This window comes from Pseudonocardia sp. EV170527-09, from assembly GCF_008369905.1.
In the GTDB taxonomy this organism is placed as follows: domain Bacteria; phylum Actinomycetota; class Actinomycetes; order Mycobacteriales; family Pseudonocardiaceae; genus Pseudonocardia.
Genome location: NZ_VRMC01000014.1, coordinates 57,306 through 82,461 on the forward strand (window position 1 = coordinate 57,306; position 25,156 = coordinate 82,461).

Consider the following 25,156-nt stretch of genomic DNA (forward strand, 5'->3'; position numbering starts at 1 on the left):
CAGGACAGCAGCAGCGCGGGGGTGCCGAGCTACCACATCCGCCGGATCCCGGCGTTCATCATCGACCGCGAGGCGCCACCGGTGCTGCGGGCGATCACCAGGTGCAGGCCGATGTCGGCGCCCTGGGCGAGCAGCGGCACCAGCGGTTCGAGCGCGCCGGCGCCCATCCCGCCCTCCATCAGCTCGAAGTCGTCGACGAGCACGTAGTAGCGCGGGCCGGTCCACCAGTCCCGGCGCGGCAGCCGGTCCGGGGTGATGTCCGGTCCGGGAACCCGGGCGCGCAGCGTCTCCCCGACCGTCCGCAGCGCCGTCGTCAGTGCGTCGACGCCGACGGAGTAGTCCTGCTGGTACTCCTGGCCGACCGCGTCGTAGAGCTCGCGGCGCACGTCGCCGAACACGATCCGGACCTCGTCGGGGGTGTGGTGGGCGGCGACGCTGCGCGCGACGTGGCGCAGCAGACCCGTCTTGCCGGTCTCGGTGTCGCCGTACACCAGCAGGTGTGGGCTGGCGTCGAGATCCCACCACTGCACACCGAGCCGGGTCTCCTCGACACCCAGCGCCATCCGCATCTCCGCGGTCGCGCTCGCCGCCGTCGGCGCGGGCAGGTCCGCGGGCGAGAGCCGCCCGGGCAGCAGCCGTACCGGAGGGGCGACCGGTGCCCGGGGCGTGGTCAGGGCCTCGGTGAGCTCGACGGTCGCCTCGGACAGGTCGTCGGTGGCGCCGGAACCGTCGATGCGCGGCAGCGCGGCCAGGAAGTGCAGCTTGTCCCGGGTGAGACCGCGGCCGGGGCGCCCCTCCGGCACGGTCGCCGCCACCCGGCTCCCCACCTCCGAGTCCACCGGGTCGCCGAGCCGCAGCTCGAAGCGGGTGCCGAGGACGTCGCGCAGCCAGGGGCGCATCTCCGCCCAGCGGTTGGAGGCGATGATCAGGTGGATGCCGAAGCCGAGTCCGCGCGCGGCCAGCTCCTGGAACCGTTCCTCCAGCTCCTCGTAGTCCTGCCGGACCGTGTACCAGCCGTCGACGACGAGCATCACGTCGCCGTAGGGGTCGACGTCGAGGAAGCGGCCGTCGCGGCGGGCGCGCCGGTAGGTCGCCATGGAGTCGATGTTGTGTTCGGCGAACAGGGCCTCCCGCCTCGCCAGCAGGTTGGTCACCTCCAGCACCGTGCGGGTCACCCGGTCCCGGTCGAGCCGGTTCGCCACCGAGCCCACGTGCGGCAGCCCGGACAGCGACGACAGCGTGCCGCCGAAGTCGAGGCAGTAGGACTGCACCTGCGCGGCGGAGTGGGTCAGCGCCAGCGACGCGATCACCGTGCGCAGCAGGGTGGACTTGCCGGTCTGCGGCCCGCCGACGACGCCGACGTTGCCGCCGGCCCCGGACAGGTCGGCGGTCAGCAGCTCGCGTCGCTGCTGGGCCGGCAGGTCGATCAGCCCGACCGGGGCACGCAGGGTGCCCGAGTCCAGGGCGCCGACGGCGCGCAGCCCCAGCTCCGGGTCGTCGACCAACGGGGGGAGCAGCTGGTCCAGCGCGGCCGGGACGACGAGCGGCGGCAGCCACACCTGGTGGGCCCGCGGCCCGATCCCGGTCAGCCGCCCCAGCAGCACGTCGATCATCGTGCGGGTCTCGGTCGGCTCCTCGGGCTCCGGCTCCTCGGCCTCCGGGAGGACGGGCCGCGGCAGGTACTCGGTCCCGAACGCCACCACCTGCTGCTCGACGTCGTCGCGGCGCCGGCGCCGCCGGGCCGGGCGGTAGGTGGCCGAGGAGTAGGCGCCCTTGAACCGCAGCAGGGTCTGGGTGTCCGGACGGAGGTAGCCGTTGCCCGGGGCGGAGGTCAGCTCGTAGGCGTCCGGGACGCCGATGATGCTGCGGCTGTCCCCGGCGGAGAAGGTGCGCAGCCCGATCCGGTAGGACAGGTGGGTCTCGACCTTGGAGATCCTGCCCTCGTCGAGGCGCTGGCTGGCGAGCAGCAGGTGCACCCCGAGGCTGCGGCCCAGCCGGCCGATCATGGCGAACACGTCGACGAACTCCGGCTTGGAGGCCAGCATCTCGCTGAACTCGTCGACGACGACGAGCAGGGCGGGCATCGGTTCGAGCGGCGCCCCGGCGGCGCGGGCGGCCTCGTAGTCCCGACGCGAGGCGTGCTCGAACCGGCGCAGGTGCTCCTGGCGTCGGTTCAGCTCACCGGTCAGCGCGTCCTGCATCCGGTCGACGAGCTCCAGCTCGTCCTCCAGGTTCGTGATGACCGCGGAGGTGTGGGGCAGCGAGTCGAACCCGAGGAACGCGGCACCACCCTTGAAGTCGACGAGCACGAAGTTGAGGTCCTCGGAGGTGTGCGTCGTCGCCAGGGCGAGCACCAGCGTCCGCAGCAGCTCGGACTTGCCCGACCCGGTCGCGCCGATGCACATGCCGTGCGGGCCCATGCCGTCCTCGGCGGACTCCTTGAGGTCCAGCTCGAGCGGTGCGCCGGCGGCGGAGATGCCGATCGGCACCCGCAGCCGTCGCTGGGCGCCGGCCCGGCCGCTGCGGTAGCGGACCGGGTCGAAGGTCCGTACGTCGCCGAGGCCGAGCAGCGCGGCGAGGTCGTAGTCCGAGGCCAGCGGCTCCTCGGCCGTCCCGGTCGCGGTCCCGATCCGGAAGCGGGCCACGGTGCGTGCCAGCGCCGCGGCCGCGGCCGGCCCCAGCCTGTCCGGGCGGCAGAGCGGTCGCGGTCGCGGGCGGCCCAGCCGGTCGAAGACCACGGTGCGGACCTCGTCCGGGTCGACCTCCAGGAACAGCGCGTCGGCCCGCTGTGTCCACGGCAGCGAACCGCCGACGTCCAGGAGCACCGTGTTGCGGTAGCCCTCCAGCACGCAGCGGTGCTCCGGGTGCACGCCGACCCCGTCGAGGACCAGCACGACCAGCGGCTCGGTCGCGGTGATCGGGGAGCCCGCCTCGAACCGCGGGCGTCCGGCGAACGCCGGGCCACCGAGCAGGTCCTCCGCCTCGGCCAGGCTGTCGGTCACGATCCGCCGCGCGCCTGCGGCGTCGGGGGAGTCGGGGTCCTGGCCGTGCGGCAGCCACTTGCACCAGTCCCAGCGGTGCCGGTTCTCGTCGCTGCAGGCCACCGCGACCCGCAGGTCGGCGGGGCCGTGCGCGGTGACCAGCTGGGCCAGCATGGCGCGGGCCAGCCCGAGGACGGCCTCGTCGTCGCCGGTCATCTGGATCTGGGCGAACCCGCGGACGTAGACCGCGATCGGGGCGTTGGGGACGGTCGAGTAGGCGCGCAGGAAGCGGCGGAGCGCATGTGCCGACAGCGGTTCCAGGTCCTCCACGGGCTTGGTCTCCGGCGGCGTGAGCGCCAGCGACGAGCGCCGGGTCCCCAGCCCGATCCGGATCTCGCCGAAGTCGTCGTGCGAGGGACGGCGCTCCCACAACCGGTAGCCCAGGGCGATCGACCAGAGCGAGCGCGGATCCGGGTGCAGCCACTTCGCCGCCGTCTGCTGGGCGGCCAGCGAGCGGCGGACGCGACCGCGCAGCTGGGTGAGGTAGCGGACGTAGTCGCGCCGCAGCCCGTGCAGCTTCTGCTTGTGGTTGACGGAGTTGCGCAGCAGCCCGACCAGCATCATGCCCATGGCGGAGAGCACCATCAGGCCGCCGCCGACGTAGATCAGCGGTCCGCCGCCGGGCCGGACGAACATCATGACCATGGCCAGCGAGCCGAGGCCCATCGGCGCGTACATGAGCGCCGAGCTCATGCCGCCGCCCGTCTCCTCGGGGACCGCGGGCGGCTCCTGGATCTCGACGGTCTCGTCGGGCACCGGGGGCTTCTGACGGCGCGCCCGGCGGGCGAACAGTTCGGTGCTCACGCGCTTCCCCTTCGTGGGTGATCTCCCCTGGAAAGCCCGGGCGGGGCCGCGGCGCCGCGTGCGTACGCGGGGGCGGACCTAGCGTTCTGGGCGGTTCGCGGTGGTCGACACCCTGGCAGGAGAGGACCCGAGGAACCGTGACGCAAGAGCAGATCCAGCATCGCACACGCAGCTCGGCCCGGCTACGTTTCGTCCTCGGTGAGAAGTCCGCGGACATCACCGTGCCGGCCGAGGTGCCGCTCGCCGACCTGCTGCCGGCGGTGCTGCCGCACTTCGGTGGCGACGTGATCGAGCAGGGTGCCGAGCACGAGGGCTGGGTGCTGCAACGGCTGGGCGACCCGCCGTTCGACGAGGAACGCACGACCGGCGAGCTGGGCCTGCGCGACGGCGAGGTGGTGCACGTCCGGCCACGGGCCGACGGGCTGGCCCCGATCGACTACGACGACGTCGTGGACGGTGTGGGGGAGCAGGTCCGCAACCATCCCTGGTCGTGGACCGACGGCCGGACCCGGGCCATGCTGCGACTCCTGGCGGCGCTCGCGCTGCTGACCGGTGTCCCGCTGGTCCTCCAGGTCACCGTGCCGGTGCTGGCGCTCGCGCTGGCCGGGGCCACGGCGGTGGTCCTGTTGGGAGCGGCGGGGCTGGTCGCGCGCAGCGGCGCCGGGACGGGGCCCGCGGCCGGGCTGGCCGGTGTCGCCGTCTGTTACGCCACCACCGGTGGCGCGCTGCTGATCCGCCTCATCGAGCCGGCCGCCCCGGTGATGACGGTGGTCGCCTGCGCCGCGGCCCTGGGCCTGATGGCACTCGCCGTCGGGACCGCGCTGGTCGCGGACGGCGCGCTGCTGTTCGTCGGGGCCGCGACGGCGGGCCTGGTCACGGCCGCCGCCGGCCTGGCCGGAGCGCTGGGCGGGGTGTCGGCGCCGAGGGCCGCGGCGATCGCGGTGGTGCTGTCGCTGGTGGCCGGGGTCTTCGTCCCCTCCACGGCCTTCCGGCTGTCCGGCCTGCAGCTCCCGCTGCTGCCGGGGGAGCCCGAGCAGCTCTCCGACGACGTCGAGCCGGTGCCCTACGCGCTCGTCGTGGAGCGGGGGACGGCGACGGTCGGGTACACCGCGGCCCTGCACGTCGGGCTCGGGGCGGCACAGCTCGTGCTGCTGCCCGTGGTGCTCGTCGAGGGCACCGTCTGGGCGGTGGTGTTCGTGCTCGTCGTGGCGGCGCTGATGGCGCTGCGTGCCCGGCACCTGGACTCGGTGGTGGCCCGGTGGGCGGCGCTCGCTCCGGTGCTCACCGCGCTCGTGGCGTGCGCGGTCGGGGTCGCCCCGGTGCTGTCGCCGACCGCCCGGGTGCTGGGGCTGTGGCTGCCGGTGCTCGCGGCGGGCGCGATGCTCGCCGTGGCGGCCGAGCGGCTGCCCGGCCACCGGCTGCGGCCGTACTGGGGACGGGCCGTCGAGATCGTCGAGTCGCTGACGGCGGTCGCGGTGCTGCCGCTGCTGTTGCAGGTGCTGGGCGTGTTCGCCTGGATGCGCGGACTGGCGGGCTGAGCAGGTGCAGTCGCGTCGGGACCAGGTCCAGGCCTACTTCTACGTCGTCGGGCGGATGACCTCCGCGGTCACCCACGGCCGGCCGGACGTCGTCCGTCCGCCGGGGCGCCGGCTGAGCACCGGGTTCGCCATCGGCGTGCTGATCGCGGCGGTCCTCTGCGCGGGGTTCGGCGTGTACGGGCTGTTCCAGCCGGGTGGGAACACCTCGTGGCGGACGGCGGGCGCGCTCGTCACCGAGAAGACCTCCGGGGCCCGGTTCGTGTACCTGAACGGGACGCTGCACCCGGTGCTCAACCTGGCCTCGGCCCGGCTGGCGAGCGGCTCGGCCGCGGCGCCGACGTCGGTGTCGGCCGCGTCGCTGGCCGGCACCCCGGTGGGGGCACCGATCGGCATCCCGGACGCGCCGGACTCGCTCCCCAGTGCCACCTCGCTGAACCGGGCCCCCTGGACGGTGTGTGCGAGCCCGCCCACGGCGGGCAGCGTCGGGCCGCCCACCCTGTCGCTGCTGCTCGGCGCCCCCGCCGGTCCCGAGCCGGCGGACGACGAGGGCCTGCTCGTCGCCACCCCCGACGGCCAGGAGAGCCTGGTCTGGCAGGGCCGTCGGCACCGGATCGGTGGACCCCGTGTGGCCGCCGCGCTGGGCTACGACGACGTCGCCCCGGCACCGGTGCAACCCGGCTGGCTGTCGGCGGTGCCGGCCGGTCCGGACCTCGTCGCGCCGGCGGTGAGCACCCCCGGCGCCCCGGGGCCCACCATCGCCGGGCGGCCCAGCCGGGTCGGGCAGGTGTACCAGGTCAGCAACCCCGCGCTCGCCTCGGACGACCTCTACCTGGTGCGCGCCGACGGCGTCGTCCCGCTCACCCGGACGATGGCCGCACTGGCGATGTCGAGCGGCGGGAGCACGGTCCGGGTGGGGCCCGCGGACATCGCGACGGTGCCACGGGCGGCCGGTGTGGAGCTCGGTCATGACCTGCCCCCGGTGCCGCCCCGGTTGGTGGTGACCCACCAGGAGGACGTCCCCTGTGTCCGGGTCGACGTCGCCGACGCCGATGCCCCGGTGCGGATCGGGACCCTGCCGGCTGCCGCGGTCGCGGCGGCCACCGTCCCGGCCGGGACGCACACGCCGGGGGTGCAGGCCGACCGGATCGGGATCCCCGCCGCGTCCGGAGTGCTCGCGCGGGTGGCGTCCGCGCCCGGGGCCGCGCCCGGAGCGGCGTTCCTCGTCACCGACATCGGGGTGCGGTTCCCGGTCGCCGACGACGACGCCCTGTCCGCGCTGGGCATGCAGGGCAGCAGCGCGGTCGCGGTGCCCGAGCAGCTGCTGGAGCTGCTCCCCACCGGTCCGGTGCTCGACCGGGAACCGGCACTGCAGACCAGGTCACCGCAGCAGTGACCGCCCGTGCGTGACTTGGCGGGGGAAATCCCCACCGATCGTGCGAACGGACGTAAGCCGTTACGTCGGCGACGACCAGGACCGATTCACTGCAGGCGTCGGGAACCCGATCGACGGAACGCACCAGGAGGCTCGGCCGGACTGGGCCGGGCCCCGACCCGGAGGACCAACATGGCGCTGACCAAGGCGGACATGCCGCGGATCGAATCGACCGCGACGCAGCACGACGAGACCGGCAACGGTGTACATCAGCTCATCCGCACCGCCGCGTCCGAGGTGGAGGGTCAGTTCGACCCGACGTCGAGCGAGCTGGCGAAGGCGACCCACGCGGCCTGGCTCGACCTTCAGGAGTTCGGCAAGAAGGCACAGGCGGACCTGCAGCACATGGGCGAGGCGATGCGCCGGGCCGCGACCGAGAACATGCAGACCGACGTCGAGAGCGCCGGCTCCGTCCCGCAGGCCAACTGATCCCGATCCCCTGAACAGGTAAGGAGTCCCGCAGATGGACACCATGTTCTACCAGTACGAGCAGATCGAGGAAGCCCTCGCGGCGATGAAGCGCTCGGCGCAGGCGCTGCAGGACGAGACCTCGCAGCTGCGCAGCGCGGTGCAGCAGCTCTTCGGTGCGGACTTCGTCGGAGCCTCGGCGGAGCAGTACAACACCACCGCCAACGAGCTCCAGCAGCAGCTGCAGGCGAAGAACCAGTACATCGACGACCTGCACCGCCAGGTCATGGACTCGATGCAGCGCATGCAGGCGTCCGACCGCGCGGGCGTCAACGCGTTCTGATGTCCCGGCCGGTGTCACCCCGGCGGGGTGACACCGGCCTTCGGCCGTTGCGGAGGACGGAGCTGGGATGGGCAAGGACACCAAGGTCGACCGGGCCGCCATCGACGAGGCGGCCGGCAAGCTCGGCAAGCTGATGGACGACATGAAGGCGTTCACCGATCTCGACCCGCACTGGCCGGACGCGGGCAAGTTCTCCGTGGCCCAGTACGTCGAGCGGCGGGTCGACGACCGGCGCAACGCCGTCATCGATCACGCGAAGCGGATGAAGACGATCCTCGAGGCGATGGAGCCCTCGCTCAAGGACGTGTCGAAGATGCTGGTGGAGGTCGACTCCGACAGCGCGGCCGCCGTCGGTGCGCGCATCGACGAGATGCGTGCCGACGCCGACGCGGAGATCGTCAAGCGCGCCAACGAGATCGAGCACGAGCAGCACAACTTCACCACCGACGACGAGTCGGAGGCGAGCAACACCTCCGACGGCGACGGTTACGACGACACCCAGGGCCAGATCATCACCGGCGTGCCCAAGGGGGAGGAGGGCGTGGGCAGCGTCCCGAAGGACGAGGTGCTCAACGCCCCGAGCCAGACCGAGGACACCGACCAGGACACCACCGGCGAGAAGTTCCTGGACGAGTACAAGAAGGACAAACCCAGCTCCTGATCTCGGTCTCCGCCGCGCCGCCACCGCATTCCCGAGAGGACACCCAGGACCATGGTCGATCAGACACGCGTCGACGTCGGCGCCGTCACCGCATCTGCCGACGCGGTCGGTGCCCTGCTGCCCCCGAGCTCGTCCTCCCGGGACCGGCTCGGCGCGGACTGGTCACCCTCGGGGCCGTTCGCGGCGGCGCAGCAGCTCGATGCGGTGACCGATGCGCGCACCCGGGAGCTGCTCGACCACGTCACCGCTCTCCGCGCCGAGCTCGGGGAGTTCGGCGGCGCCCTCGCCGACACCGCCCGCAACCTGGTCGAGACCGATGTCGTCTCCGGTTCGCGGGTGACCGACCTGCCCGGTGACGAGGTCGTCGATGCCTGACGCCGACGACTCGGACGCGTTCGGCCTCGCCGGACAGGACACCGCGCCCCCGCCGGCGTTCGACGCCGCGGACTTCGCGACCTGGACGACGCTGCAGTTCCAGGTCGAGGGCATCGCCCCCCAGGAGGGCCAGTCGGCCGCCCCGGCGGCGTGGAAGAAGTTCGGCGACCAGTTCCAGACCGCCACCGAGCGTCTCCAGTCGATCAACGACGACGTCGCGAAGCTGGTCAAGCAGGTCGACGAGGCGCTGGAGGGGCAGGCCGGATCGGCCTTCCAGGACTACGCGAACGGCGTGCTGAAGGAGAGCAAGGCCTTCGCCGCGGTCCTGGCGGACAAGAAGTACGCCGACACCGTCCGCGGCATCGGCACCGACATCGCCGCGTTCCGCGACAAGTGGTGGGAGACGGTCCAGCAGAGTTGGAAGGACCGTCGGGCGGCCCAGGACAAGGTGCGGGCGAAGGCCATCTCGGCCGTGACGCTCGCAGCGGCGGTGGGGGACTCATCCCTGATCGCCGATGTCGTGCAGACGTACAAGAACGTGGTCCGCCGCATCGAGAACGAGTACGAGGACAAGCTCGTCAAGGAGCTCCAGAAGCAGCTGGGCGGGCTGGCGGACAACTACTCGACGGCGGCCAAGGACATGGCTTCGCTGGACATCGTGCGCGGCGAGAAGGCGCAGGGGTCGAAGGAGGCCGTCGCCAAGCTCGACAAGGACGAGGACAAGAAGGACGACGACAAAGACAAGGACGACAAAGACAAGGACGACAAGGACAAGGACGACAAGGACGGCGACGAGGACAAGGCCGGGGACAAGGACGACGACAAGGGCAAGGACGGCGACACGGACGAGGAGAAGTCCCCGGCCGTCGAGGAGCTGGAGGAGCGGGTCGACGAGCTGGAGGAGCGGGTCGAGGAGCTGGAGTCCGGCGGCGGGGGCACCGGTGGCTTGGGCGACGACCTCGGCGACGGCTCCGGCTCTGGCTCTGGCTCGGGTGAGGGTTCTGGTGAGGGCTCGGGTGCCGGCGGGGGCACGGGCGGTGGCACGGGCTCCGGCGGTGGGAGCGGAGGCGGCGACCCTGCCCGCGACAAGGCCCTGAACGACGCCAAGAACGCGGCCGGCAAGGCGATCGACGACCTGGCCGGTGGTGGCGCCACCGGCGGGGGACCGGGCAGCGGTACCGGTGGGGGCCCCGGTTCCGGCTCCGGGGAGAAGGGCGGCTCCGGCGGAGGCGTCCCGGCCCCCGAGATCCCGGATCTGTCCACCGAGTCGCCGGGCGGCGGCGCGGCGGACGGCACCGGGGGCGGGACCGGCGGCGGTGGCACGGACCCGCAGCGTCAGGCCGCGCTCGACCAGGCGAAGAAGGCAGCCGGAGAGGCGATCGACGACCTCCGCGGCGGGGGCTCCGACCCGACCCGGGACTCGGCTCTCGAGGACGCGAAGAACGCCGCGAACCGTGCGATCGACGACCTGGCGGGCGGCGCCGGTGGCCCCGGCGACGGTTCGTCCGGCGGTGGCGTGCCCGGCGCGGGCGGTGGCCTGCCGGGCTCGGGCGGCGGCACGCCCGGGTCGGGGACGGGCGGCGGGGCGAAGTCGCCGTCGTCGGGTGGCGGCAGCGGGTCCGGGGCGGAGGCAGCCAAACGCGACCAGGCACTGGAGGACGCGAAGAAGGCCGCGAACGAGGCCATCGACGATCTGCAGAAACCGGTGTCCGAGGGCGGCTCCGGCGACGGGAGCGGCTCCGACAAGGGGAGCGGCTCCGACACGGGGAGCGGCTCCGGCGGGGCGAGCAGCGATCCCGCGCGCGACCAGGCGATGCAGGACGCGAAGGCGGCCGCCCAGAAGGCGATCGACGAGCTGCGTACCGACGACCCGGCCCGCAACGAGGCACTCGACCAGGCCAAGGAGGCCGCGAACAAGGCCATCGACGAGATGGGCCGCGAGGGCGGCGCGGCGTTGGACCCCGGCGACCGCGGTCTGCTCGACCAGGCGCACGGGGCGGCCAACAAGGCACTCGCCGAGCTGGGCGCGGACGCCACGCCGGAGGAGCGGCAGGCGGCCGTCGAGAAGGTGATCGACGACCTGGGCAACCCCACCGGGGACCCGCACCGCCAGGAGGTCCTCGACGAGCTGAAGAAGACCGCGACCGACGCCCTGGGCGACGATCCGCACGGCCGGACCTCGGACGCGATGGACAAGGCGTTCGAGGCACTCGGTCAGGACGCGGCCGACAAGACCGGCCTCGGCGGCGACGCCGGGGGCCGAACGGCGAGCGAGGGCGGTGGCTCCGGCGGCGGCAGCTCGGTGACGCCGCCGGATCTGCCGTCGGCGTCGGAGCTGATGGGTGAGGACGGCAGCGGCGGTGGTGCGGGCGGCGGCTCCGGCGACGGTGCCGGGGGCGGCCCGGGAGGCGGCGCCGGCGAGAAGGCCTCGGTGACGCCGCCGGATCTGCCGTCGGCGTCGGAGCTGATGGGCGAGGACGGTACCGGCGGTGGTGCGGGCGGCGGCTCGGGCGACGGCGCCGGTGGCGCCGGGGGTGGCCTCGGCGGTGGTGCAGGTGGCGGCCCGGGTTCCCTCGACCCGAGCCACGCACAGTTCGACACCGACGTCGCGTCCGAACGCGGCTTCAGCACCCCACCCGGTGGGATCCCGAACGGGCAGGTCCTGCCCGCCGCCAACGGCGGTGCCGCCGGTCCGATGGGTGGTGGCATGCCGATGGGTGGCATGCCCATGGGTGGCGCCGGGATGTCGCCGCAGGGCATGGGGCAGGAGCGCGAGCGCGAGCCGCACACCTGGCTGCAGGCCGAGGGCGGGATCTGGGACGAGGACACCGACCACCTCGCGCCCGGTGTGATCGGACGGACCTGACCGTGACCGCCCCCGTCCCACCGGTGGACGCCGGTTTCGACGCGGTCGTCGCCCAGCTGCTCGCGGCCGACCCGGACGTGCTGTACCGGCGGGCGGCCACGATCGACGCGGTCGTCGCCGAGCTGGAGACGGCCCGCGACGGCCTGCGCCGCGAGACCCACCGCGTCCAGGAGGTGATGCTCGGCGCGACCGCTGACGGGTTCGTCGCCGAGTCCGCGGCGAAGGCGGCCGCGATGGAACGGTCGCTGGACGCCGTCCGGAGCTGGCCGCCCGCGCTGCGCCGCGCGGCCGACGAGCTCGCCCGTGCCCGCAGCGCGGCGCAGTCGTTGCGTGAACAGCGCGCCGCCTGGGCCGGGCACCCGCAGGCTGCCGAGGTCGAGGAGACCTTCGCCGCGGCGGCCCGGGCCGAGCTGGCCCGCGTGGAGACCGTGCTCGGCGCCGCCGGCGGCGCACAGCAGCCGATCGCGGCGGGGCCGGGATCGGTGCCCGCCGGCGGCATCACGGCGACGTCGACGTCGGCCACCGCACCGCCCCAGCCGACGGTGGTCACCGCGATGCAGCAGACCTCGCCGGCCCCCACGGCCGGTATCCCGGGGCTGACCGCACCCGGCCCGGAGGCGGCCGGCGTCCGTGCGGCCTCGGTTCAGGCGACCCCGGCCCCGGCGACCGTCGGCGCGGTACCGGAGGGCACCCCCGCGGCGCCGGGCGAGGTGGCGTTCGCTCCGGCGGCGTTCGCACTCGGTGGTCAGGCGCTCGGTGCCCCGGCCGCCGCTCCGGCCGCGGCGGTTCCCAGCGGCACGCTGCAGTCCGCTCCGGTGCTCGCCGCGCGGGCCCCGACCGTGGCCCCGTCGGGGGTGCTGGGACGCCCGACCGAGACCGGCCGGGCGGTCACGCCGGCGACGGTCGCCGTGCCGGACGGCACCCGGACGGCTCCGGCCACGCAGGAGCCCGTCGCGCCCGTGCGGTCGCTCGGGGCCGTCGTCCCGGGCTCGTCCGCCCAGAGCGACACCGCGATGCCGGGCGGCGTCGTGATGGCCGCCGGCGGCGTGCTCGGACGCGGCGGGACCGAGGGCCGGACCCCGGCCGGGACGGCTCCGTCCCCGGCGGTGGAGCGGACCGACGCGACCCGTCGCGGGTCGGAGCGCGCGATCGGCGCGGAGACGGTCGATGCCGTGTCGGTGCCGCAGCTCGAGGCACCGCGGACCGCGGGGGCGTCCGTCCCCTCCACGACCCCGGAGCGGGTCCGTCCGGACCTGGGCCCGGTGCCGTCGGCGCCGGCTCCGTCGTCCTCGCTCCCCGCGTCGTCCGGGGGAGCGGCGACCCGGATGCCGACCCTTCCGGTCACCGGCGACACGGCGGCCATCGCGACGCTGCCGGTCACCACCCCCACCCCGGACCCCCGCGGCGGCGGCCGCCTCCCCCTCGGCCCGGCCGGCGCAGAGGTGGGAACGCCCGGTGCCGGGCCGACGGGGGCCCCGTTCATGCCGATGGGTGCCGGGATGGCCGGCGGGATGAACCAGAACGACGACCGCACCCGCGAGACCTCGCTGACCGCTGATCCCAGCAACTGGCGCGACGACGGCGTACCGGGCGTGCTGGGCCGAACCTGAGTCCCGCACCCGCCCGATCACACGAGGAGGAGACACCCATGAGCGACGCCACCGACCACGAGGCCTACTACGCCAGGCGGCTCGACGAAGCCTTCGACCAGCTCGAGCAGGAACGTGTCCGGGTCGGCGAGGTCAGCCGGGTGTGGAAGGAGGAGCAGACGACGGTCGTCGCCAAGGACCGGTCGTTCACCATGACCTTCGACGGCCGTGGTGACCTCACCGACCTCAGTTTCCACGGCACCCGGTACCGCTCGCTGGCGCCCACCGAGCTCGCGCACCTGATCGTCGCGACGCTGCAGTCCGGGCGGTTGCAGGCCCTGGAGCGCACCGCGGCGATCGTCCAGGAGGGCGGCGGCGCGGACGGGCTGGACCTGGTCGGGCTCGCGACCGGCAAGGTCGACCCCTCCGAGATGATCGAGTCCCTGATGGGGTCGATGTTCGCCGAGATGGGCGTCGAGGACCCGACCCGGGGTGAGCGTCGTGGCCGATGAGACCTACGTCGACCTCCCCGGTGTCCGGCGCAACGCCGACGGGGTGCGTCGCATCCGCAGCGACCTGGCGGGCCCGCTGGAGCGTCTGAACGCACTCAGCGCGGAGTACGAGGGTTGCTGGGGCAGCGACGACATCGGCAAGGCGTTCGGGGAGAAGTACTCCCCGGACTCGACCGAGGCCCGCGCCGGCGTCGGCGAGACGACCGAGGGGCTCGGCCTCTACGCCGACAACCTCGAGATCTCGGCGGAGAACCTGACGCGGCTCGAGAGGACAACGGCTCGCACGTCCCGCCGATGCCGGACGCGAGGTGACCACCCGCACCGACCCGCGCGGGCCCGCCCTGCGGCTGGGGCGGTGACGCCCGCGTAGCGCCCACCGGCGCCGAGGAGTCCGCAGCGGACCCGCCCGCCGGCCCGGAGGCGGCCCGACCCGACCCCGCCCGGCGGCAGCGCCGGGGCATCGCACCACCCGGAACGAGGAAGGAGGGATCCCTGCGATGGCAGGACAAGGCGGATCGACCGAGCTGCCCGATTCCCTCCAGAAGTTCTTCAAGGTCACCCTCGGGATGGAGTGGCCGGAGGGCAACGAGGGCAACCTCCGGGAGCTGAGCGCAGCATGGGCCGATCTCGCGGCCGCGCTCGAGCGGGCCGCGCTCGATGCGCGGCGGTCCGGCGACGCGCTCGACGACGTCCTGCGCGGAGACACCGGCGCCGCGAACGCGAAGCTCATCGGCGAGGAGTACGCCGCCAGCCTCACCGAGCTGGCCAACGGCGCCGACGAGTTCCGGAAGGCGACGAAGAACGCCGCCGCGGACATCCAAAAGGGCAAGATCATGCTGATCGTGATGGCCGCGATGACCCTCGCGGCCGTCATCGAGCTGCTGGCGTCGCTGTTCGGAGCGATCTTCATCCCGGCCACCATCGGCGCAGCCAAGGTCACCATGTGGGCGCTGCTGCGGCAGATGGTCAAGCAGATGATCGAGGCGGTCGCACGGCTGGGGTTGAACAAGGCGTCCGCCCAGACGCTGCTGCGGGGGATCTCGAAGGCGCTCGCAGAGGCGACCAAGCGGGCGGCGCTCTACGGGGCGGGCGGCGCCGGGCTCATGGCCGGCCTCGACGGTCTCATCCAGGTCGGGCAGAACGATGCGGGTGGCCGCGAGGGCTACGACCTCGACTCCATCGGGCACAGCGCGATCGGTGGTGCGATCGGCGGAGCCGGTGCCGGGCTCGCGCGCGCGGCGGCCGGCGGTGTCCGCAGCTGGAGCAACAGCGCGATGCGCAACCTGAACAGGGCGCGCCCGTCGGATGTCCCGCCCCTGCAGCTCGCCCGCCACGTCCGCGCGTTCGGCATCCTCGGCTACGCCGGCGCACAGATCATGACGGCGCCTGCGTCCGGTGCGGTCATCAACGCGGTGTTCGGGGAGGACTCCAACCCGTTCTTCGGCGCCATCGGCGCGCTCGGCGGGATGCGCAGCCGGCCCGGTGGTGACTTCGGGATCGCCGCGAGCACGTTCCCCGCACTGAGCCCGGCCTCGCTGCTGGACCACATGAAGAAGGAGGGGCTGGGGCCCTCCGCTACCCCGCCGCCCTGGATGGCCTCCGGTGGCCCGGGAGACGGCGTCACCACCCCCACGACGTCCGACGGCCCTGGGCCGCCGACCGGGCCCCGGCCCACCGACGACGGGACGACGACCCGCCGCGACGACGGGGACTCCTCGCCGTCGACGCGGTCCCCGGAGCAGCGGGTGGGGGACCGTCCGCCGCTGGTGATCCCGTCGGCGCCGACGGTGGGGACCCCCTCTCCGCGGTGCCGGAGTCCTCGGCCCCGGGGGCCGTGACCGGATCGTCCGCGGCGTCCCCCCAGCCATGGAGCTCGGCCGCGGGTGCCCGACCGGAACCGGTGTTCTCGTCCGCCCCGACGTCCTCTGCATCGTCCGTGGTCGATCCCGACTCGTCGTCCCCGGCCGGGAACAGTGCGGCCGGGAACAACGCCGCCGGGAACGCGACGGGCAGCGCGGTCGGCAGCGATCCGGCGGGCCGTGGTGCCGCGGGGATCGACTCGGCCGGTGGCACGGCTGCGGGCAGCGCGGCGGCCGGGAACCCGACGAGTGGCGACCGGACGGGTGGCGCCTCCACGAGTGGCCCCGACACGGGTACCGACGCGGCAGCCGGGAACGGCACCCGCGGCAGCGACACGACGGGCGGAGCGACTCCCCGCGCCGACGTGGCGGCCGGCGGGACGTCCGGAGGCGACGCGGCCGGTGGCGGCGTGCTCGGCACCGACACCGGGCTCGGCAGTGCGCACGGCTCCACCACGGAGCTCGGCAGCACCCCTGCCGGCAACGCGGAGTTCGGCAGCACCTCCGGCGGAGATGCGGCGAGCTCCGCTACGCCCGGCGGCATCGTGGCGGGTGCCGCCACGCCCGGCGGCACCACGGCGAGCTCTGCCCCGCCCGGCGGGAGTGCGGCGAGTTCTGCCCCGCCCGGTGGGAGTGTGGCGGGCTCCGCCACGCCTGGCCCCACCACGGCGAACGGCAGCTCCACGGGCGGCGGGGCGGCGGGCAACAACCCGACCGGGAGCAGCTCGAACGCCCACGGGCCGACCCCTGAAACGGCGGTCGGAGGTTCCGCGGAGACCCCGACCCCCGCGTCGGTCAGCGAGGGCCGTGGGGAGAGCACCTCCCCCCGGGACGCCGTCGTCGAGGGTGAGGGCTCCGGCCGCGGTCCCGAGACGCCCGGCGCCGTCGGAACGGTGCGGCCGGAGGGTGGTGCCACGCCGGGCCCGGTCTCCACCGGCGACGGTCCGCCCACCCCCGGCGTCGCCCGGGACCTCGACACGACCCGCCCGGCCGAGCCCACGCCGGCCATCCGCGACACGCCGACCGACTCGTCCGGTGGTGTGTCCCGGGAGCCGGTCCCGGGTGCGCAGACCACGAGGGGGGACTCCGGTGCCACCGCGGCCCCGAGCGACCCCGAGTCGTCTCCGCCCCGGAGCGCCGACGACAGCGGGGGCCGCGCGGTGGACGGCTCCGTCCTGTCCCCGCCGACGTCCGTCACGGCGGTGACGCCGCAGCCCGCGACGTCGGGCGGCGGCCGCGACGCCATCGCGCCGTCCGGTGGCGGCCGGGACGCCACGTCGTCCGGCGGTGGGAGGGACGCCACGTCGTCGTCCGGCGGGGGACGCACCGACGCCACTGCGACCGGCACCGGGTCCGGGGCGGGCACCGCCCGTTCCGGCCGTCCGGGGCTGTCGGTCGAGACCGCGGCCGGGGACGGGCGCACCGTCGGGGGCGAGTCCACCGCCCCCACACCGACGAGTGGTGGCCGCGGCGGCGATCCCGTCACCGCCGGCGGGTCCCGTGCCGGGGACGGCCCCCGAGACGAGGTGTCCCCGGTCGGACCGGTCGACGGGGACCGGGCCACGTGGGAGACATCGGGATCCCCCTTCGCCACCGACGACGTGTCCCCACTCGTCGAGCGCGGTGAGTCCCCGGTCCTGCCGGCGACCGTGTCGCACACGCCGACCAGCAGCGCATCCCCGACGACCAGCACGCCGCCCGCTGCCGGCAGCACGCCGCCGGCGACGAGCAGCGTCCCCCCGACGAGCAGCACGCCTCCTCGGGTCCCCACCCCGGTCCCGTCCGGGACGACACCGGCCCCGCCCGCACCGGTGTTGGCAGCGTCCACGTCCAACCCGGCCACGACGTCCAACCCGGCCACGACGTCCACCGCGACCCGCACCGACGGCGCCCCGCCGGCGGCGGTACGTACCGGCACGGACACCACGGCGCGGACGGGAGACCCCGCGTCCGGCGAGCACCGCCCGACCACCTCCCGTACCCCGGACGGCGAGCCCCGCGGCACCGAGTCGCGCCCGGCGACGTCGGGCAGCCGCACGCGCACCCGCGACGGCGAGGACTCCGTGGTCGTCCTGCCGGTGCCGGCCCCCCACCCCGCCGACGTCGGTCCGCCCGCCCCGCGCAGCGGCGACGACGGGGGACGGTCCGCCGCGCTACGTCCGGAGCACGGCGCGCCGGTCACACCGGTCGGCTTCCGTGAGTTCAGCAGCGCGGTCGGTGAGGACGCCCGCGGCCCGATCCGTGACGCCACCGACGCGTTCGTCCGCGAGGTCCTGACCACACCTCCGGACCGCCGGGCCCGCGCCATGACGATCACCGGCCACGGCAACGGGTCGATGCGCCGCATGCCCTGGTCGGTCGACGGAACCGCTACCGGACGGGCCCGCGCCGAGGCCGTGCGGGCGGTCGTCCTGGAGCGGCTCGACGAGCTCGCGAGGGAGGGCGGCCTGGGCGGCCGGGAACCCTCCGAGTTCCGCGTCCTGGCACGAGCGGACGCGACACCGCTCACGTCCGGGGCGCTGCGCGACACGAACCGGGTCGCGATCATCGACTACACCACCGACGACGTCGCCGGCACCCGGTCGGAGAGCACGGTGACGTTCGGCTCCGGCCAGCACCGTCCCGATCCGGGGGCCGACGCCGACATCGTCGCGCTCGCGGGACAGATCCGCGAACGCCTCCGTGGCGGCGGCTCGGTACGGGCGGAGATCATCGGTGACGGCACCGGCCGTCCGGCGCAGCGGCTGACGCACCACGGCGGGGCACTGATCGAGTCGTCCGGCCGGGTGGCCAAGACCCGCCTCGGCAGCGCCGAGAAGTGGGCCCGCGACCTGGTCAGCCACCCCGCCGACGACCCCCGACCCCCCAGCCGGTGGGTGGTCCGGCCGCCGTCGCCCGGGCCCGAGGCGCTCCTGGAGCAACGGCGTGTCGCCGGCCGGGAGCGGGCCGGCAACGTCGCCGAGCGGCTCCGCGAGCTGCTCGGCCCGCAGGCCGACCGCGTCCACATCGCGACCCGGGCCGCCGTCGACAACCCGGACGGCTCGGTCCCGGAGCCGTCGCGGACGGTGCGGGCCGTCGTCGAGCAGGACGCGGCTCGCCGGCCCGAGACGCTCGGACGCCGCGATCCCGGCGAGGACCTCGCGCCCCCGCGCGACCGTGACGCGCCCCGTGACGGGCTCCGTGACGTCGAACGGGACAGCGCCCGCGACGGCGACGGGAGCGACAGCGACCTGAGCGACAGTGGGCGGAGCGACAGCGGGCGGAGCGACGGTGACCTGAGCGACGGTGACCTGAGCGACGCCGCCCTCGCCGCCGCGCCCGTCCACATCCCGTTCGCCGAGGGCTCCCACCGGATCGCCCACAGCCACCGCGCGGCGGTCGACCGTGCCACCGATGCGTGGATCGCCGATGTCGTCGCCGCCCGCAGGGCAGGCGGCCCGACGCCCGCGCTGGTGGTCACCGGGCACGGCAACGGGTCACGTGAGGTCGTGCGGCCGTGGGCCGACCGCACCGGCCCCGAGGTCACCGGCCGTGACCGGGCCCGCTCGGTGCACGACGTCGTCGAGCAGCGCCTGGCCGAGCGGCTGCGCACCGACCGGCCCGGCGGTCTCACCCGCGAGGACTTCCGCATCGTGTCCGCCGGCAGCGCGCTCCCGCCCACCCCGGACGCGCCCGCCGAGCAGCGCCGCGTCGCGGTCATCGAGCAGCGCGCCGACGACGTCACCCGCACCGACTCGGTGCACGACGTCGCCTTCGACTCCCACGTCACCCGCCTCGGCGACGACGCCCGCCGTGACCTCACGACCTTGGCCGGCGAGGTCCGCGAACGCGCCCGCCTGGCCGCCGAGGCCGGGGAGCCCCCGCCGCGGGTGGTGCTGGTCGGCGACGGGATGGGCCACCGCGCCGACCGCCTCCGCGGCGCCGCGGAGTCCTTCGTCGGCCGGGCCGACACCGACCGGGCCGGGCGCCCCCGCAACGACGCGGCCCAGCGGCTGGCGACGGGCCGCGCGCGGGCACTGGCCGCGGCCGTGTTCCTGCGCGGGCAGCTCGCCGACGTCCCCGGGGTGCGGATCGTGCATCGCGCCGCGGTCGACGCACCGGACGGTGTCGTGCCCCGGCCGAGCCGCGGCGTGCAGGCGCACGTCGACGCGCCGGTGCCGCGCACCGTCATGGGCGACCCGCAGGGCCGCCACCTGCAGGACGTGCCCCGCCGGGTGCACGTCCCGCTGCTGGGCGGCCGGTTCACCGCCGATGTCGGCCGCGCGCTGGACCTGTGGATCGCCAGGACCGGCGACCCCTCCGCGGTGCACGTCTGGGTCGACGCCCCCACCGGTCGTCCCAGTGGTCTCTCGGACATGGCCCGGCGCCGCCTGACCGAGCTCGGGGTCACGGTCCGCGACATCTCCACCGACCTCCCGTCCGGCACCCGTGCCACCGACCGGATCCTCCACCACCGGGTGCGCACCGGGTCCTTCACCGGGGTCGGCACGGACGTCGCGCTGTCGGTCATCCACTCCGAGGGCGGGGTCTGGGCCGACCCGGCCGTGCGTGCCACCGGCGACGGCCCACCCGTTCCGCTCCCGGCGACGATGCCGCGCATGCCCGCCGGCGTCACCGACGGGGAACCGCTGTTCCCGCTGCTCACCGGCCGTGTCGACGGCCTTGCGGGGCCGGGCACCGGACTGTTCGTCGCGCCGCCGGGCTCGGCGTTGCTGCAGACCCTGCTCAACTCCGACCGGCTCGGCGAGGACGGGTTCCTCACCGGCCGTCTGCAGGAGCACCTCGACGGGCGCCCGGTGGACCTGACGGCGCGGGCCGACCGCGGCACCGAAGGCGACCTGCGCACCGACCTCGGCGCCGGCCGGTTCCGAGTCGACGACCACGTGCTGTCGCCGTGGACCGGCCGTGACGTGCCCGCCCCGGCCGCCGCCTCCCGCTCGATGCTGCGGGTGCAGTCGGTGGGCCCGCAGCAGCGGCAGGCGGTGGCGGACCTCATCGCGTCGATGGTTCCGGGTGCCGCGGCACGCCGGTCGGGGACGGCGACGTCCGCGCAGCTCGACGCGCTGCTCACCCACCGGCCGTCGGCGCTGCACCAGGGGCTGCCCTTCGACGTCGAGGTCGGCGGCCGCCGCTACGAGGCCGTCGTCGCCATCGACCACGTGCCCGGACGGCGGGCCGAGGGGCCCGATCCCGCCGCGCCGAAGACCGACGGCACCGAGCAGATCCGGCGCGGCACCGACAACCTCGTCGAGGGCCGTTACGACGACAGCAGCCGGGCCGTCCCGATCGCCGGTTCCGGTGGGTCGCTCGCCGGGTACGGCGGCGCCGCGATCACCGCGTCCGGGGGCGACACCGTCGGCCACCGGACCCGCAAGACGGTCAACAACGATGTCGGCTACGACGCCAAGCACACCCCGGCCGCCGACGTCCCGGTCCGCTTCACGGTCACCGTGCGCGACGAGTCCGGAGCCGTCGTCGGGCCCGGGCCGCGCGCCCTGGACGGCACCGCCACCGGGTGGTTCGACGAACCGAGACCGAACGACGGCGCCCGCCCCGCCGCCGGCCCGGCGCTGTCCAACGCCGCCGTCCTCGACGTCCGCGGGGCCAGCCCCGACGCGGTCCTCGCGGCACTGGCCGACCAGCTCCCGCCCGGACTGCTGCGCCCCGACTCGCCGGGCCGCAACCGGCTGATGCACTTCCTCTCCGACAACAACCTCGCCCACCACTACGAGCGCTTCACCACGGGCTGGGTGCGCTCGGACGAGCTGCGCAACCCCGGTGGACCACCGGTCTACGTCGAGTCCCGGCTGGTGCCGAAGAAGGGGTCGTGGCTGGCCGAGCTCGACGGCAAGACCACCAAGCAGCAGCGCATCGACTGGGGTGTCGAAGGCAGCAGCAGCTCGCGGCTCGGCGTGTCCGGGGAGCTGCGCGGGGGCTGGCGGTTCGTCCCGAAGCTGGCCTTCCTGCACCTGGGCCCGTACCTCGGGGTGGGGTGGCAGCGCAGCCGTGGGTGGGCGGCCACCCACATCGGAGCCTCCCGGCGCAACGTCGACCAGAGCTCCCTGGGCGCCTACGACGTCGAGTTCGTCCGCGAGACCAGGGTGCGGTGGGGGTCCACCAGCGCCGTCGCGCCACCGGCCCGGACACCGGTGGAGCTGGTCCTCGCCGACTCCCCGCACAACGCCCGCGACGCCGGCCTGCCCGTCACCGACGCCGTCCACGACGCCCGCAACACCGACCGCCGGACCGACACCCTCCCGCCCTACCTGGCCGCGGGCCTGGGCATCGGCCGGGCACACGTGCACTCCCTCGGCGACGCACCGACCCGGCTGCGCGAGAGGATCGACCAGATCATCGCCTCGGTGGGCGGCCCGTTCGCCGACCTCGCCGACGGCGACGGCAGCCACCGTGTGTCGACGAGCAGCTCGACGGTCCGCGACCTCGGCGAGACCTGGCGGATGCTCGACCACAACACCACCCAGACCGTGCTGGGAAGCAGCGCCGACTCCCTCTACGACGGCGGCGTCGACCTCGTGCTCGCGCGCGACCGCTTCCGCAGCACCGAGTACCTGCACCTGAGGATCAGCGCCGAGATGCGCGACGTCGGCGACGAGGGCCCGCTGTCCGGGATCAGCGTCAAGACCAGCGCCGGCAACCGCACCGAGTCCGTCAGCGGCGCCGGAACCGGGATCGAGGGCTCACTGGGCCTGCGGGCCGGGCTGGGGTTCGAGGCCGGCGTGGCCTACCCGGGCCTGGGAGGCCGGGCCTCGGCCGCCCTCGGCCACAGCGACAGCGGTGCCGGCGGCACCATCACCGGCCGTCGCGCGGTCGCCGGTCCTGCCGGCCCCTCGCACCGGGTCACCGGCCAGAACGTCTACACGATCACCGCGGAGCGGTTCAGCGTGACCAACGCGTTCGGGCGGCTCACCGGCATCGGTGCACCCGGTCGGCACGTGAGCCCCCGGACCCCGGTGGCGCTGCCCGACGCCCCGCCGATCCGGGAGCCCTTCGCGCTGGACGTGCCGGCCGACGAGATGCTCACGCCGGGCACGCCGCCCGCGGCCCAGCGCATCCGGAGCCGGCCGCGGATCACCATGGACAGTCCCGTCGGCCCCCGGCAACGGGACTTCGCGCAGACCCTGCTGGCCGACAGCACGTTCACCTGGATCGGCGGGGTCAAGGAACGCCGCACCGCCGCCGAGGCCGCGCTGACCGCCGCCGCCGGGGGCGACGCGGTGCTGGGCCGCCGCGGGACGGAGGACGGCCGCGCGCTGGAAGCCGTCCTGGCCCCGCAGCGGGTGTCCAACGACCGCGGGGTCACCGAACGTGGAATCGCCACGCCCGAGCAGGTGCACAAGCGGCGCTGGCGGGACCGGAGGGGCACCGTCGTGTCCACGCTGGGCCTCTACGACCTGAGAGTCGTCGACGTGCGGCACTCGCCGCCCACCGAGCGGGCCCGCAGCGAGGTCGTCTACGGCGGCTACCTGGCCTCCGGCTCCTCCTCGGACGCCCGGGGCGCCCAGGCCCGCGGGGGATTCGAGGTGAACGACTCGTCGCTGACCGCTCAGGAGCTGGAACGGTCCTCGCGGTACCCGACGGGGTCGGGCGGGATCTACGGCGGCTACCAGGTCGGCGCCCGCGAGACCGAGGCCCGGGCGACCCTCGGCGCGCGGGAGACGTTCAACGACGGGTCCGGCGGCCGGTCGTTCGTCGTGAAGGCCCGTGGCGTGGTCACCCATCGGGCGACGTCCTGGGAGAGCAACCAGCTCCTCGACACCGTGCACACCCCCACCCGCCGGACGGAGACCCGCTACGTCGACCTGCCCGACCACGTGTTCCTCTCCGTCGGAGAGGAACAGATGCGGGCGTGGGGGCTGCTCCCGGCGGAGGAGAACCGCCCGCACCAGGCCCCGGTGGACCTGCAGGTGCCGCCGACGCTGCGTGGTGACGACCCCGTCGGCGGGCTGGGCTGGCCGACCGACGACGGGCTGCGCGCCCCCCTGGGGGACATCGAGCGGCAGCTCCGGGGGCACTTCGCGGGCCGGCTCGACGCCGAGGACGTCGCGCTGATCGCCGAGCGCCTCACCGATCCGCAGCGGGGTGTCTCCGCAGCCGACCTGAAGGGGCTGCACAGCAGCCTCGGCGGGGACGGGGTGCCGCTCGCCGCCTCCCGGCGGGGCTTCTTCGTCCACCACGACCTGTCCGCGCACCTGTCGTTCGTGCCGGACACCGCGCCGGGCGCCACCCGCGTCGAGCAGGTCGTCCACGACGGACACGCGCCCAAGGTCGAGCAGTACCTCGCCGACCAGGTGTCGTCGACGTCGGCGCACACCTCCGGACCGGTCGCGCAGGTCGGCGGCGCACTCGGCGGCCGCGGCGGCAGCGGGGGCGAGGACCCGTACTACGGCGGCGGCTCCGGTGGGCTGGGTGCGTCCTCGTCGCGCACCGACACGCACACCGACACCACGGCCGACACCGTCCGCGGGTGGCGCTTCCTCGGCTACGACGGGCCCACCGCGATCATCGGGCAGACCGGTCGCCTCGCGCTGACCGTCGCCCGCGACGGCGAGACCATCCCCGGGCCGACGTCGGCGCCGTTCACGCTCCGGCACCGCGTACCCGCGGCCTTCCTGTCCTCGCTGCCGGACCTGCCACAGCCGCCGCCGGACCAGACCCGCCCCGCCGCCCCCGGCGGTGACGCGCCGCGGATCGACCCGGACACGACGATGGGCACCGTCCGCACCGACGGCGTCGCGATCAGCCGCGCGGTGCAGGACCACCTCGCGACGGTGGACGTGCCCGACGCGTTCCGCCGGCGCGGCGAACCGGGCCGCCACCAGCTCGACGTGCTGTTCTCGCCCGAGCACCTGGACTCATGGATCCCGTCGATGCTGAAGGGCCCGGTGACTCTCCCGCCGGTCGTGCACCCCACGCAGGTGGGGGTGACGCTGACCCCGCGGATCTCGGTGACCCCGTCGTCCCTGCACACCGACGGGGTGTCCGCTGCGCTGACCCTCGGCGCCGAGTCCAACTTCCACATCGGGAACCAGACCGCCTCGTCGCAGAACCACTCCGGTGACGTCGTCGGCTCGGTCATCGGCGAGGGCCGTGACGTCGGCAGCAGCCGCGGTGACGCGCGCGCCGACGGTGCGGCGGGCGCCGCGACCAGCAACCGCGGCGGTCAGGCCCCGTTGGCCGCCCGCGAGCACGAGACGAAGCTCGGTGATCCCGTCCGGCTGCTCGGCGGCCGGTTCGAGTACCGGGTCGACCTGGAGCTGAACCGGCCGGGCCGGGCGCCGCAGACGTTCACGGTGCCGACGGTGACCGGCCGCGGGATGCAGCTCTTCCTGGCCGAGCGGCACGCCGCGGCCCTGCTCGGCCCGATGCCCGAGACGGTGCGCACCGCGATGGAGCAGGAGAAGGCCCGCGCCGGGGAGTGGCGGACCGCCGCCGCCGCCCTGGTGGAGCTGCAGCGCCGCAACGACCAGCTGTGGCTCGACGCCGGTCCCCGCGGTCGCGCGACCCTCGCCCGGGACCGGGCCCCCGAGATCGCGGCGATCGACGCCGACCGCCGGGCCGCCGTCACCCGGTTCGAGGACGCGGCCCGGGCCTGGGCACGCGCCAAGACCGACCTCGACCGCCGCGTCCGCGAATGGGTGAGCCCCGGTACCGGCCGCGACGATGCCGTCCCGCCCCCGCCCCGGCGCTTATACACCTCTGACGCTGCC

The 25,156-nt window shown here is 75.0% G+C and carries 13 protein-coding genes; 12 read left to right on the forward strand and 1 reads right to left on the reverse strand.

The window, feature by feature from the left end; all coding sequences use genetic code 11:
• Positions 1-29: 29 nt before the first annotated feature.
• On the reverse strand, positions 30-3,845 hold the full coding sequence (eccCa, locus tag FVA95_RS06430) for a type VII secretion protein EccCa (protein WP_240051314.1): 3,816 nt from the start codon (positions 3,843-3,845) through the stop codon (positions 30-32).
• A 137-nt stretch (positions 3,846-3,982) separates the two neighbouring features.
• Between eccCa and eccD the strand changes: the two genes are divergently transcribed.
• The 12 genes from eccD to FVA95_RS06490 all read left to right on the forward strand — a co-directional run.
• On the forward strand, positions 3,983-5,383 hold the full coding sequence (gene eccD / locus FVA95_RS06435; protein WP_149663376.1) for a type VII secretion integral membrane protein EccD: 1,401 nt from the start codon (positions 3,983-3,985) through the stop codon (positions 5,381-5,383).
• Between the two features lie 4 nt (positions 5,384-5,387).
• Positions 5,388-6,776 carry a type VII secretion protein EccB gene (gene eccB, locus FVA95_RS06440; RefSeq protein ID WP_149663377.1) on the forward strand — a complete coding sequence of 463 codons (1,389 nt, stop codon included), beginning with the start codon at positions 5,388-5,390 and terminating at the stop codon, positions 6,774-6,776.
• Between the two features lie 171 nt (positions 6,777-6,947).
• Entirely contained in the window at positions 6,948-7,244 is a 297-nt protein-coding gene (locus FVA95_RS06445) for a type VII secretion target (RefSeq protein WP_149663378.1), read from the forward strand.
• Positions 7,245-7,278: 34 nt separating this feature from the next.
• Positions 7,279-7,566 (forward strand): WXG100 family type VII secretion target, encoded by a 288-nt coding sequence (locus FVA95_RS06450; protein WP_149663379.1) that lies wholly within the window; start codon positions 7,279-7,281, stop codon positions 7,564-7,566.
• A gap of 67 nt (positions 7,567-7,633) precedes the next feature.
• A complete protein-coding gene (locus FVA95_RS06455) occupies positions 7,634-8,227 on the forward strand; it encodes a hypothetical protein (RefSeq protein WP_149663380.1) in 594 nt (197 codons plus the stop codon).
• Between the two features lie 51 nt (positions 8,228-8,278).
• Positions 8,279-8,602 carry a hypothetical protein gene (locus tag FVA95_RS06460; protein WP_149663381.1) on the forward strand — a complete coding sequence of 108 codons (324 nt, stop codon included), beginning with the start codon at positions 8,279-8,281 and terminating at the stop codon, positions 8,600-8,602.
• A complete protein-coding gene (locus FVA95_RS30755; RefSeq protein ID WP_161992213.1) occupies positions 8,595-11,468 on the forward strand; it encodes a hypothetical protein in 2,874 nt (957 codons plus the stop codon). The genes FVA95_RS06460 and FVA95_RS30755 overlap by 8 nt, the downstream gene beginning before the upstream one ends.
• Positions 11,469-11,470: 2 nt before the next feature.
• Positions 11,471-13,078 (forward strand): hypothetical protein, encoded by a 1,608-nt coding sequence (locus FVA95_RS06470; RefSeq protein WP_149663382.1) that lies wholly within the window; start codon positions 11,471-11,473, stop codon positions 13,076-13,078.
• A 38-nt stretch (positions 13,079-13,116) separates the two neighbouring features.
• Positions 13,117-13,569, forward strand: a complete 453-nt coding sequence (locus FVA95_RS06475; RefSeq protein WP_149663383.1) for a YbaB/EbfC family DNA-binding protein — start codon at positions 13,117-13,119, stop codon at positions 13,567-13,569.
• Positions 13,559-13,939, forward strand: coding sequence for a hypothetical protein (locus FVA95_RS06480; RefSeq protein WP_149663384.1), 381 nt, complete (start codon positions 13,559-13,561; stop codon positions 13,937-13,939). Before FVA95_RS06475 ends, FVA95_RS06480 begins: the two co-directional genes overlap by 11 nt.
• Before the next feature lie 127 nt (positions 13,940-14,066).
• Positions 14,067-15,407, forward strand: coding sequence for a hypothetical protein (locus FVA95_RS06485; protein WP_149663385.1), 1,341 nt, complete (start codon positions 14,067-14,069; stop codon positions 15,405-15,407).
• A gap of 98 nt (positions 15,408-15,505) precedes the next feature.
• On the forward strand, positions 15,506-25,156 hold a 9,651-nt coding region (locus tag FVA95_RS06490; RefSeq protein WP_149663386.1), incomplete at its 3' end, for a hypothetical protein.